The following is a 13,237-nucleotide window of genomic DNA, read 5'->3' as shown; positions in this document are numbered from 1 at the left end:
AGTTAGTTTTTTAATTCTCAAATTGAGACAATAAAAATATATTTTTTTTTAAATAATTAACATTTTATTAATAACTATTTTAATATTTCGTTTATTTTTGGGACTTCAAAGGCATAATTTTTCTTAAAATAAACCTTGATTTTTTATAAAACAGAACAAAATAAATCCCTGAAATGACTACCAAGCTCTCGAAAATATCCCTTCCTCTGAAACTAACTTTCCTGATTTTTTCAATGGTTTTAAACTGTATGGGTATTGTAATTTTGCAGCTTTCTGAGGCAAAAATCACGTATGATAAATTGGGATTTTTAGAGTCCTTTAAAGATATTCCCGTTGCACTTATTTCACTTTTTGCGGTTAACTTTATCAGCAAATTCGGGACAAAAAAGTCATTGATTTTAGCATTGAGCATTGTGGGAATCTGCTCACTTATTTTACCTTTTGTAGAAGTATTCTGGTTTTATAAGCTTTGGTTTGCCATTATCGGAACTTGTTTTGCAATTGGTAAAATATGTGTATTTGGGGTGATCCGTAATAATATTTCCGATGAAAAGTCCCTGGCAAAAACCATGAATAGCGTAGAAGCTTCGTTTATGATTGGTATTTTTGTGGTAAACACTGGATTTGGATGGCTCATCTCAAGCCAGTTCTCGCAATTTTGGAAGTTTGGGTTTATAATGATCTCCGTTTTATCTGCAATCACTATTTGTTTATTCTCCAGACTTGAAATTGCAGAACCCTTAAAAAAAGATAAGGAAAATCTTGTTAAAGAACTTTCAACGTTTGTTAGTCCTTTTATTCTCGTATTTTTGCTCGTTCTGTTTTCAATCGTTTTTGTTGAACAGAGTTTTAATTCCTGGTTACCTTCATTTTATAAAAACCACCTGAAAGTCAATTCATTTTTTGCATTGCAGGCTTCATCCTTCCTGGCCCTTTTCTCTTATGTCGGAAGAATGATTACCTCCAACATTATCCATAGATTTGCTTTATCCAGATATTATATTGTATGTCTTATACTGATTGTTTCTGTATTGCTGGTTATCATTGGTATCCAATTTCTCGGCGCAGAAAACTCAAGGCTATTATTGTTCTTATTTCCTGTAATAGGTCTTTTCCTGTCACCGCTCTACCCTGTTATCAATTCAAAAATGATTACCCGCATTGATAAGGAAAAAGTGAATATTTTTACTTCCTTAGTCGTTATTTTTTCATCCTTAGGAAGCTCTGTTAGCTCTATTATAATGTCGATATTATTTAACAACCAATTACTCAACTATTATTCGGTCTATATTTTATTCGCTGTACTGGTCTTATTTTCAATAAGTTTAATGTATTTTAGTATGAGTAGAAAAACATTAGAAAAATAATTTTATTTTTACTGCCATGAAAATCAAAGACACAAAAAACAAACAAAACCTTCAGGAACTTATTGATACTAAAGACTTTGTAGCTCATGTATCTGTAGATTGCACCATATTTGGTTTTCATAATAATATCCTGAAAGTATTGCTTTTGAAGTATCACGATCTTAATCTGTGGTCGCTTCCCGGCGGATTTGTATTTAATGATGAAGATCTCAGAGAAGCTGCTGCGCGCGTTTTATATGAAAGGACGCATTTGAAAGACCTGTTCCTTAAACAATTTCATACATTTGGAAGAATAGATCGAACGGAAAACAATGTACACCAAATCTTACTTCGGAACAAAGGAATTGAGGTTCCTAAAGATCACTGGATTTTTCAAAGGTTTATTACTGTAGGATATTGCAGTTTAATAGATTTTTCTCTTGCCAATACTTTTCCGGATGCTTTTAATGAAACCTGTGAATGGTTTGAAGTGAACAAGCTTCCTCAGATGGCATTTGACCATGACAGAATTATAGAAACCGGTCTTGAATATCTGAGAATGAACATCAATACCGAAGTTGCAGCAAGTAATTTACTTCCTGAAAAGTTTACGATGAAAGACTTACAGTCTCTCTATGAGACCATTTTAGGAGAAAAGTTCAGAAGAAACAATTTTCAGCGTAAAATACTGAGCCTTAACATTCTTGACAGGCTGGAAAAACTATATGATGGTTCTGCCAACAAAGCGCCTTATTTGTACAAATTCAAAAGCAAAGTTCACAATTCAGCCAATCAGTATCCTATCTCAAATGATAAAGGAGAGGAAGAATAGTTCTATCCATTCTAATCCGAATTAGGTCAAAGAAACCAATTATGATAAGGCATTAAAAAAAATTTTTCTGGAATAGTGAAAAGTATTATTTTTAGAAAAATTAAATTACAATGTCATATTATCCTCTTACATCCATTCCCGATTATTACGGAATAGATGCTTTACTTACCGAAGAACACAAACTTATACGCCAATCGATAAGAGAATGGGTGGAAAGTTTTGTAATGCCACAGATCGATCAGGCTGCACAAAATCATACAGATATTCCTGGCTTAATGAGAGAATTGGGAAAAGCAGGAGCATTGGGTCCTTACATTCCGGTTGAGTATGGAGGTTCAGGTCTTGATCAGATTTCTTACGGTTTGATCATGCAGGAGCTGGAAAGAGGGGATTCTGCTGTGCGTTCTGCAGCTTCTGTACAGAGTTCTTTAGTTATGTTCCCGATCAATGAATTCGGCTCTGAAGAACAAAAAAGAAAATATTTACCAAAATTAGCTTCAGGAGAGATGATCGGTTCTTTTGGGCTGACTGAGCCAAACCACGGTTCAGATCCTGGTTCTATGGAAACTTATTTTAAAGATATGGGAGACCATTATCTTTTAAATGGAGCTAAAATGTGGATCACTAACTCTCCGCTTTGCGATATCGCCGTAGTCTGGGCTAAAAATGAAGAAGGAAAAGTTCAGGGATTGATCGTTGAAAGAGGAATGGAAGGCTTCACCACTCCAGAAACTCATAATAAATGGAGTTTAAGAGCTTCAAAAACGGGTGAGCTGGTTTTCAATGATGTGAAAGTGCCAAAAGAGAATCTACTTCCGGGAGTTACAGGACTAAAAGGACCTTTATCTTGTTTAAATTCAGCCAGGTACGGAATTTCGTGGGGTGTAATCGGTGCTGCTATTGACTGCTACTGTACGGCTGTTCAGTATTCAAAAGAAAGAAAACAGTTTGGAAAACCAATCGGTTCTTATCAGTTGCAACAGAAAAAATTAGCAGAATTTTTAACTGAAATTACAAAAGCTCAATTGCTTTGCCTGCAATTGGGAAATCTTAAAAATGCTCATAAAGCAACTCCAGCTCAGATTTCAATGGCCAAAAGAAACAACGTGAAAATGGCTATTGATATTGCAAGAGAATCCCGTCAGATTCTTGGCGGAATGGGAATCATGGGAGAATTCCCGATGATGAGACACGCTGCAAACCTGGAGTCTGTAATTACTTATGAAGGAACACACGACGTTCACTTGCTTATTACTGGTTTAGATATTACCGGAATTAACGCATTCTAAGAATTTAGAAGAAACAACATAAAAGCCTGATAAATTAACTTTATCAGGCTTTTTATTTACTTTATGTATAACTGTCATTCCGACAAAGGAGGAATCTCCACTACACTCCTTGCTTTCAAAATGACAAGCGCACACCTTGTTATAGTTATATAGTAGAAAATAAAAGGAAAAAATTAAATAGAATAAGTCTTAATCTCTTCAATAAAATTAATATCCGGATTCAGGATTTCCTCGATTAAACTTTTAATAGATTTCATGGCATCATCAATATCTCCTTTTTCAAACTGCAGAGAAACTACTCCTTTTTTGGCTTCGGCAAAACTCCATATTCCTGTTTCAATCGGAAGTCCCCAAAACTCAGGAAGATTCTGAACTACATATTGATAAATACACAACTGCAACGCTTGTTTTCTGTCACTGTTATGGAAATATTCATCAACATTATCCTGATCAATTTTAACGATCAGATTTTTTATTTTTGCTGTTTTATAATCGATAATTCTCAGCGTTCCGTTTAATCGGTCTATACGATCAATAAATCCGAAAAATGAGATTTTTTGTGATGCGTCAAGATAGAAATCTACATTTTCAAACCGTTTTTCAATATCTAAAATTTCAAGTTTATTTCCGTTTTTTACTAAATCAAGATCGTAGTTGAGAATGCTTTCTATCACTTTCTTGGCAATAGCCTTATGAATAAAATTCATTCCTTTCTCGTAGAATTCCGGCTGATGTTTAAGCTTATCAATAGCAATATCAACATATTTATCTATTTGTTTAATTGAATCTTTTAAATCATTTTCTTTTAATACTTTACTTTTAATAACTTCATATACTTCTTGAAGTGTATAATGCACTAAATTTCCGTAATTTTTAACAGATAATTCTTCTTCTATTTCATCGTTTTCGGAAGTATTCAAAATCTTAGAAAGATAAAAATCCACAGGATTGTACAAATAGCTGGTAAGGTGAGAAGCGGAAACTTTTTCTTTCCATTTTTCGAGCCTTTCCAAAACAATAGGCGTTTTAGTAAATTCGATTGATTCTGTAATAATAGGCTCCGATGAATTCTCAATAATTAAATGTTCAATGTTATGAGAACTTTCCATTTCTATCTGCGTAATAAACCTGCTCTTTTCTCCTGAATTCACTCCCGAGCTTAATGCATTAAACAGTAAATGTACATTCTGAGCATCCTGAATCAGACGATAGAAATGATACGCATAAATACTGTCATTCTCCAGGAAAGTATGAAGATCAAAAAACTTTCTGATATCAAATGGAATATAGGTATTCTGAGAATTTCCGAGCGGCAGTTTTCCTTCATTAACAGAAAGGAGAATCACATTCTCAAAATTCAATAAACGGGTTTCCAGAAGCCCCATAATCTGAAGGCCTCTTAGCGGTTCTCCCTGAAAATCGATACTCTCGGAATTGATATGCTGATTGATCAGAATCTCCAGCGTTTCCATCGTGATTTCAAAATCATAGGGACTCAGCTGGTTTTTTATTATTCTAAAGGAGTTTTCGAAATGAGAGACGTTTTCATATTGAATATCATCTATTTCCAGCCATTTTACTTTTTTGCAAAAATCAATTAAGGAATCCAGATAAACATTGGTGGAATCTGCCTTTTGAAGCAAATTATAATAAGAAAGTTTTCCTAAAAGCTCCTGTAAAAGTTTTCTTGAGATATAAACAATATTCCTCTCTTCTACTTTTGCTTTGAACTGATTGATAATCAATTCGTCTTCAACTGATTTCGGAAGTTCTTCAAGAATAGGAAAAACATCGCGGTAGTAGTAAGAGGATTTATTTTTTTCTAATTGTTTCTGAAGGTAAAAAAGCTGCTTAACTGCATTGGAAAACGACAGGTTTTTCAACGGAAATCCCATCGTAATATTCAGGTTCGGAACTCCATACATAACATCTAAGCTTGCAGGAAGCAAATTCTCGTCTAAAAGTACAACAGCCGTATTGGAATAGGTTTTATTTTCAATTTCCTTAAAAATTTCAGGTAAGATCTTGGTTTGGGTTATATTTCCTGAAACTTCGTATACTTTTATATTTTTGGGCTGGTTAAAATCATCTTCGATCCAGTTGAAAGCCCTATTTTCGTTGAATTCTTTCCATGTTTTATGATTTCGTAAAAACTTACCCGCTTCCTGCCTTTCATCATCAAAATAATAATGATCTGCCTGAAAGAAACATTGCCCTTTATCCCATTGTAAAAGGCTTCTTACCAATTTTTCTTCAACCGGAGTAAAAGCATTGAATCCGCAGAACACAAATTTTTCTTTGGTATTTTTGGCAAAAGAATCAATTTCAGCTTTTGCCGTTTCATGAATCATTCCTGAAGTAGCCCAGTTTCTCTCCTGTAATTTTTGTTTCAAAACCGGAAGAAAAACGTTCATATTCTTCCAGAAGTTCAGGAATTTTTTTCTCGGAACATCGTCATCTTCTCCTAAATTCTGCGCCCAGTCTTTAATTCTCTCTTCATCAAACATGTACTGCAAAACAGCCTGATCACTCTCTGAAAACTTCAAAATATCATCCCAGTCCTTCTGTAAGGTCGGAAACCATTTCAAAAAATCCGAAAAATTGTCTCTTGGAATGAGATTAAGGCTTTTATAGATATCAAAAGCAAAAAGCCATAAAGAAATCCCCTGAATCGGCTGTTTGTCTGCAATCTGGTTGATAAGCTCCTCTACCGTAAAAAAGTTGGGCAAAAAGCCAGAATAATTATTTTCCTCTAAAATCCTTCGGATAAAAACGATGGGACGTTTTCCGGGTAACACAATATTAAACTCCGAAAGGTCAGAACTTTGAGCTAATAATTCGTGAATGATTTTATTGAGGAACTTCAAGAGGTTCTAAAGTTTTTTAAATTTTCTAATTCTGAAGATATTAATTCGTTGTATTCCGCCTGTTTTTCTTTATTAATACCGTGTTCGGTAACTTTATCGTAAGTAATCTGAAAGTTCTTATAATCATTTGAAACCGCACTATAAATTCCTTTAAAATATTTGTCCCAATCTGAAGAGGTCTTAATCTTTTCCTGAACTTCTTTTCTTAGCTTTCTGGCAAATATTTCTGCAATATCGAAATGTTTCTGCTCATGTAAAAGTACATAATCATTGATTCTTTTGGTATCTTTCCATGATTTATCTTCGTTAAATATGGTTTCTATAGTAAAATCAATCGTTGCTTTCGGATTGCTGGATTTTACCACAGAATATTCCCATCCGCAATGGGTGTAAGCGACTACATCGGGATTGCTTTTCCGGTTAACCGGACTTTTAAAATTCTCCCATTTCAGCTTCAGATCTTCCTTCCAGATTATTTTCTGCCCAAATATCTGAAGTGAAAGCGAAAAACAAATTAAAATAACAAATTTCAACATTGATCTACTCCACTACAATGGTTTTCGTGATCCATGTATTTCCTCCGTTCCAGAATTTAAAAGTATACGTTCCTATCTGTTGCGGGCTGAAATTAATTTGGCTGGCAAACGTCTTTGTAGAAGGTTGGCAAGCTCCGTCTGTTCTATATTTATATGCAGTAACAGATCTTGTTACATTGTCATCATGAATATAATCATACCCATAAAAACCTTCACAGTTTGACTGATAAACCGAATACGTTTTAATGCTCTGAACTGTAAAAACGTCCATTGTATCATTGATAATCTTTACACTATCAATTTTTACTTTTTCTACTGCTTCTACAGTTTGATAGTCGTTATCATCATTACATGACGTCAAAATTAATCCTAACATTACCACAGAAACCCCAATATTTATAAAATTTTTCATAGCAATTTTATTAATTTTGATTTAGAACTATAAATTTATGAATTAAAATTACCTTTTGAAAGATAGACTACTTTTTTTGTGTCAAAAAACTCTTCTTCAAAATAATTTTTAAGATTAAATATCTCACATCTCAACCCGGCAAGTTCTTCAGCAAGATCGCCACCTTTTAAATAAAGAACACCATTATGTTTTGCATTGAACTGCTCTTTCTCAAACTTTCCTTTTAGCCATCTTAAAAACTCAGGCATTTGGGTAACCGCTCTGCTTACTACAAAATGGAATTTCTCTTTCAGTTTTTCAGCTCTTCCATGTATAGCGGTCACGTTTTTCAATCCGGCCCCTTCCGCAACTGCATTGACAACACTTATTTTTTTTCCGATCGAATCAATCAGCGTAAATTCTGATTCCGGAAATAATATTGCCAGGGGAATTCCCGGGAAACCACCTCCCGTTCCTATATCCAATACTTTTGTACCCGGAGCAAATTCCATCACCTTGGCAATTCCTAAAGAGTGTAAAATATGTTTTTCATATAATGATTCCATATCTTTTCTTGAAATTACATTGATTTTTTCGTTCCACTCATTATAGAGCGCTTCCAATTTGGAAAATTGCTCAATCTGTGTTTCAGTAAGATCAGGAAAATATTTTAATACTAACGATGTAGACATATCAATTATTATAATCTGCAAAAATAAGTTTTTATTAGCTTTGGTCAAATATTTAAATTTCACCCGATCCTATTTCATAGAAAAAGGCCATCAACAAACGGCCTTTTTATTTATTTTACTCTTTTTCAATCGGGTTATTAGTTCTGCGAAGCCTTTTGGCAATTTCATCGTCCTGGTTACTACTTTTTTTCAATTCTTTAAGATCAAATTTCGCTATATAGCCATCTTTAAACTGAATATTCATTGCTCCTATAATTTTGTCAACACTCATAGCCTCTATATCATCGGCAAGATTAGATGTATAGATCATTAAGGCTTTTCTGTAGTCTTTCCAACTCATTTCTTTACTATTCTTCGGAAGAAAGGCAAAAACTGTCTTATTTTTTTTAATCTGTATTAAATGAAAACTATGATCACCTTTACTGTCTTTAAGACTTACAATCAGCCCAGGAAGTCCTGTAAATTTATACGGTCCGTCGTTGATGGGATATTCTTTGCTGAACCAAGCTTCCCAAACTCTTCCTTTGTAGTTTGTTGTTGCCTTTTGGCAATTGATATTGTTAATTTTTAAAAATTCTTTTTCAATATTCCATTTCTGGGGTTCATTCTCTAGTACTAAAAGGTTGGCCGTTTTATATTTATCATAAAACTTTATGTTTTTTTGACCATAATTTTTCTCAATAATATATCCCAGGTTCTGATCATATTTTTTACCATTGTAGAGATCTGCACTGTTTTTTGTGACATTGTATAGGGAATCTCTTTCATATTTCGCAGCATTATAGAAATAAGATCTTTTCCCATCAGAATCCAGATTCATATAATCCGTCACAAGAGAATCTATTTTACGATCAGGTTTCATCTTATATTCATACACAAAACGATAATTCTGGGCCGAACACAAAGAAGTCACGAGCAAGAATAAAATTTTATACATTTCAAATATCTTTATAATATCTCCAAATCTAGTGATTAATATTCAAAAAACTTAATATTGACTTATTTCTGTTTCCCGAGAGAATTTTATTATATATATTTGTTAAAATTCAAAAAAATTCATGAACAAACTTTCAGATAGAGTAAATAGACTAGGTTACTCACAGACTTTCGTAATGTCTAACAAGGCCAGAGAAATGAAAGCCAACGGTATCAACGTTATCAGTTTAACATTAGGAGAACCGGATTTTGATGTTCCCGACAATATAAAGCAAGCTGCATTTGATGCTATCAACGAAAACTATAGCCATTACTCTCCTGTTCCAGGATTCTTAGAACTTCGTGAAGCAATTGCCCACAAACTTAAAAGAGACAATAATTTAGAATATAAACCTACACAGATCTGTGTTTCCAATGGTGCAAAACAGTCAATTATCAATGTGTTGGCAGCACTTATTAATGACGGAGACGAAGTTATACTGCCTAATCCGTATTGGGTAAGCTATGATGAAATGGTAAAAATGATGGGAGGAAATTCCGTAATGCTTCCGACATCTTATGTTACCGACTTTAAAATTACAGCTGAACAGCTTGAAGAAGCCATTACAGATAAAACAAAAGCAATTTTATTCAGTTCACCTTGTAATCCTTCCGGTGGATATTACACATACGATGAACTGAAATCCTTGGCAAAAGTGATTGCCAAATATCCTCACGTTACGGTTATTTCTGATGAAATCTACGAATACATCAACTACGAAACCACCACTACTTCTATCGCACAGTTTCCTGAAGTATACGAACAAACTGCTGTTATCAACGGAATGTCTAAAGCTTTTGCAATGACAGGCTGGAGAATCGGTTATTCTGCATGTCCGGAATGGCTGGCTAAAGCCTGTGAAAAAGTACAGGGACAAATGACGAGCGGTGCCAACACAGTGGCTCAAAGAGCTTCCATTACTGCTTTAAAAACAGATCCTTCTGAATATAAATACATGATTGATGCTTTCAAAACAAGAAGAGATCTTGTGTATGATTTAATGAAAGAAATCCCAGGGTTTAAAGTTTTGTTACCTAAAGCAGCCTTCTATTTCTTCCCGGATATTTCTCATTATATCGGAAAAACATTAAACGGTACTGAAATCAAGGATTCTGACGATTTCGCCATGTTCATTTTAGAAAATGCTCACGTAGGATGTGTAGGCGGAGTTTCTTTCGGAAGCCCGGAATGTATCCGATTTTCCTATGCAGCTTCAGAAGAAGAACTGAGAGAAGCCATGAAACGTATTAAAAACTTATTAGACCAATTCAGTTAAACAAAAACAAAATCAAAAAAATACAAAATGAACTTTTTCAAAAAAATCAGTATTGTAACCAGCATTGCTGCAGCAAGTTTCGTTGGTTATGCTTACGGACAGGATTTCCAGTGGAAAGAAGCTACATCAAACGGATACACCTACAAATATGTAACGAATGATCCTACTGCAGCCAGATATTATAAATTGAAAAACGGACTTACCGTTATTCTGAGCCCCACCAACAAAGATCCCAGAATACAAACCTATATCGCTACAAAGGCAGGAAGTAAAACAGACCCTGCTGATCATACAGGTCTTGCCCATTATTTAGAGCATATGCTTTTCAAAGGGACCGATAAGTTCGGTTCGAAAGACTGGGCAAAAGAAAAGCCAATTCTGGACCAGATTGATGCGCTTTACGAAAAGTACAATTCTACAAAAGACGAAAATAAGAGAAAAGAAATCTATAAAGAAATAGACAAGGTTTCCGGAGAGGCCGCAAAGTTTGCCATTGCCAATGAGTATGACAAAATGATGGCCGGAATGGGAGCTGACGGAACGAATGCTTTTACTTCTTTTGAACAAACCGTTTATACAGAAGATATTCCCTCAAATGTTGTAGACAAGTTTCTTACGGTACAGTCAGAAAGATTCAGACAGCCTATCTTAAGGCTTTTTCATACTGAATTAGAAGCTGTATATGAAGAAAAAAACAGATCTCTGGATGATGACGGAGACAAGGTATATGATATGATGTTTGCAAGCCTTTTCCCGAATAACAACTATGGAAAGCAGACCACCATCGGAACTATAGAACATCTTAAAAATCCTTCTCTTAAAGCTATCCGAGAATATTTCAACACCTATTATGTTCCCAACAATATGGGAATCATCATGTCCGGAGATTTCAATCCGGATGAAGTGATTGCTAAAATTGATAAAGCTTTTTCTTATATGAAGCCCAAATCGATTCCTGAATATAAAATCGGACAGGAAAAACCGATCACCTCTCCTATTGTAAAAGAAGTAGTGGGTCCTAATCCTGAAAACGTAATGCTTGGTTTCAGATTTCCGGGAGCAACAACTAAAGACGCAAGACTGCTTAATTTAGTTGGTAATATGCTTACTAACGGGCAAGCCGGTTTAATTGATTTAGATCTGGTAAAAAAGCAAAAACTATTGGCTGCGTATGCTTTCCCGTATGTATTGAAAGACTACTCTGTACTTTTACTACAGGGAAGACCTACAGAAGGGCAATCTTTAGATGAAGTGAGAAATCTTTTGCTTCAGGAGATCGATAAATTAAGAAAAGGAGAATTTTCAGACGATCTTATTGAGTCCATTGTCAATAATGAGAAGAAAAATATTATTCAGAAGGATGAAAAGTATTCTTCCAGAGCTAGTATTTTAATGGATGAGTTTACTTCCGATATTGATCATAAAGTATCTTTGGAATATGTAGACGAGATCTCTAAGCTTACAAAAAAAGACATTATGGATTTTGCCGCAAAATACCTGCAGGCAAACAATTATGTTGCTATTTATAAAAGAAAAGGGGAAGACAAAAGTATCGTAAAAGTTGACAAACCCACTATTACACCGGTTTCTGTAAACAGAGAAGACCAGTCGCCTTTCTTAAAGAAGATTGATGAAATGCCGGAAAATGCAATTGCTCCGGTATGGCTGAATTATGATAAAGATATCACCAAAAACAAATTAGGAAATATTGATGTACTATCTGTAAAAAACACAGATAACGCTTTATTCAGATTATATTATCATTTTGATTCAGGAAAGTGGAACAATAAAATACTTCCGTTAGCTGCAGAATATCTTCAGTATTTAGGAACAAAAAATAAATCTTCAGAAACCATAAGCAAAGAGTTTTATAAATTGGCGTCAAGCTTCAATGTAAGCGCCGGTAATGAGGAGACTTATGTTACCCTGGAAGGACTTAATGAAAATTTCGATAAAACAGCTAGTCTTTTTGAAGATCTTATTAAAAACTGCCAGGCTGATCAGGCTGCTTTAGACGCGTACAAGATCAGGCTGAAAAAGGCAAGAGCCAATGCAAAGCAAAATAAAGGAACCATTATGGCAGGCTTAAGAAGCTATGCACAATATGGAGCCCAGAACCCTTTCAATAATGTATTAAGTGATGCAGAATTGGATGCTTTGAAAGCTGAAGACCTTATTAAGGTTCTTCATGATTTATTTAATTATAAGCATAAGGTATTGTACTACGGTCCGAAATCAGGGGATGATCTTGTAGCCTCTTTAAAGCCTATCCATACCCTTCCTAAAGATCTTAAGGAACTGACAAAAACAAAAACATTTGTACAGGTTCCTACAGATAAGAACAAAGTTTTGTTTGCACATTATGATATGGTACAATCTGAAATTTTCTGGGTAAGAAATGCAGATCAGTACAGTGCTGCTGAAACTCCAACCGTTAATTTATTCAATAATTACTTTGGTGGCGGAATGGGATCCATTGTTTTCCAAACCATTAGAGAATCTAAAGCTCTTGCTTATTCTACCTATTCTTATTTTGCTTCACCAAGTAAGAAAGAAGATAAAAATATGGTTTTAGCGTATGTAGGAACTCAGGCTGATAAATTCAACGAATCTACCACAGCAATGAATGAACTTTTAACAACGCTTCCAAAATCTGAGCAGTTATTTGAAACAGCAAAAAGCGGATTGAAAAAATCTATTGCTTCCGAAAGAATTACTCAGGATGGGATTATTTTCTCTTACCTGAGAGCTCAAAAGCTTGGAAACAGTACAGACGTCAGAAAAAATGTATATGAACAAGCTCCAAAACTTTCTTTTACGGACATTAACAGCTTCCATGACAAGGAAATGAAAGGCAAAAATTACACCTATTGTATCGTGGCCTCTCAGGACAAAGTAAACGAAGCGGATATGAAGAAGTTAGGTGAACTGAAAAAGCTAAGTTTAACTGAAATATTTGGTTACTAAATATGAAGAAAAGCTCTGAAATCAGAGCTTTTTTCTTTATAATCAATCAAAAACAATTATAGATT

Annotated in this window: 10 protein-coding genes; 5 read left to right on the top strand and 5 right to left on the bottom strand. The window is 34.4% G+C overall.

Annotated elements, in window-relative coordinates:
- Window positions 1–173 precede the first annotated feature (173 nt).
- The 3 genes from CLV73_RS03640 to CLV73_RS03630 all read left to right on the top strand — a co-directional run bounded on the left by CLV73_RS03640 (window position 174) and on the right by CLV73_RS03630 (window position 3,467).
- A complete protein-coding gene (locus CLV73_RS03640; RefSeq protein WP_228424218.1) occupies window positions 174–1,367 on the top strand; it encodes an MFS transporter in 1,194 nt (397 codons plus the stop codon).
- Between the two features lie 16 nt (window positions 1,368–1,383).
- Window positions 1,384–2,178, top strand: coding sequence for an NUDIX hydrolase (locus CLV73_RS03635; RefSeq protein ID WP_100375506.1), 795 nt, complete (start codon window positions 1,384–1,386; stop codon window positions 2,176–2,178).
- 110 nt (window positions 2,179–2,288) lie between these two features.
- Window positions 2,289–3,467 carry an acyl-CoA dehydrogenase family protein gene (locus CLV73_RS03630; RefSeq protein ID WP_100375505.1) on the top strand — a complete coding sequence of 393 codons (1,179 nt, stop codon included), beginning with the start codon at window positions 2,289–2,291 and terminating at the stop codon, window positions 3,465–3,467.
- A 173-nt stretch (window positions 3,468–3,640) separates the two neighbouring features.
- On the opposite strand, the gene CLV73_RS03625 is transcribed toward CLV73_RS03630, so the two are convergent.
- The 5 genes from CLV73_RS03625 to CLV73_RS03605 form a co-directional block, all read right to left on the bottom strand.
- On the bottom strand, window positions 3,641–6,334 hold the full coding sequence (locus CLV73_RS03625) for a PD-(D/E)XK nuclease family protein (RefSeq protein WP_100375504.1): 2,694 nt from the start codon (window positions 6,332–6,334) through the stop codon (window positions 3,641–3,643).
- On the bottom strand, window positions 6,331–6,870 hold the full coding sequence (locus tag CLV73_RS03620; protein WP_228424216.1) for a DUF922 domain-containing protein: 540 nt from the start codon (window positions 6,868–6,870) through the stop codon (window positions 6,331–6,333). Before CLV73_RS03620 ends, CLV73_RS03625 begins: the two co-directional genes overlap by 4 nt.
- A gap of 4 nt (window positions 6,871–6,874) precedes the next feature.
- Window positions 6,875–7,282 (bottom strand): hypothetical protein, encoded by a 408-nt coding sequence (locus CLV73_RS03615; protein WP_100375503.1) that lies wholly within the window; start codon window positions 7,280–7,282, stop codon window positions 6,875–6,877.
- A gap of 35 nt (window positions 7,283–7,317) precedes the next feature.
- Window positions 7,318–7,953, bottom strand: coding sequence for a 16S rRNA (guanine(527)-N(7))-methyltransferase RsmG (gene rsmG, locus CLV73_RS03610; protein WP_100375502.1), 636 nt, complete (start codon window positions 7,951–7,953; stop codon window positions 7,318–7,320).
- 115 nt (window positions 7,954–8,068) lie between these two features.
- Window positions 8,069–8,890 (bottom strand): GLPGLI family protein, encoded by an 822-nt coding sequence (locus CLV73_RS03605; protein ID WP_100375501.1) that lies wholly within the window; start codon window positions 8,888–8,890, stop codon window positions 8,069–8,071.
- A gap of 121 nt (window positions 8,891–9,011) precedes the next feature.
- Here CLV73_RS03605 and CLV73_RS03600 point away from each other — a divergent pair, with 121 nt between their 5' ends.
- On the top strand, window positions 9,012–10,205 hold the full coding sequence (locus CLV73_RS03600; RefSeq protein ID WP_100375500.1) for a pyridoxal phosphate-dependent aminotransferase: 1,194 nt from the start codon (window positions 9,012–9,014) through the stop codon (window positions 10,203–10,205).
- A 27-nt stretch (window positions 10,206–10,232) separates the two neighbouring features.
- Window positions 10,233–13,172, top strand: coding sequence for a M16 family metallopeptidase (locus CLV73_RS03595; RefSeq protein ID WP_100375499.1), 2,940 nt, complete (start codon window positions 10,233–10,235; stop codon window positions 13,170–13,172).
- The last annotated feature ends 65 nt before the right edge of the window (window positions 13,173–13,237 follow it).

The organism is Chryseobacterium geocarposphaerae, from assembly GCF_002797535.1.
GTDB lineage: Bacteria > Bacteroidota > Bacteroidia > Flavobacteriales > Weeksellaceae > Chryseobacterium > Chryseobacterium geocarposphaerae.
This window is presented reverse-complemented; position numbering and strand designations above follow the sequence as displayed.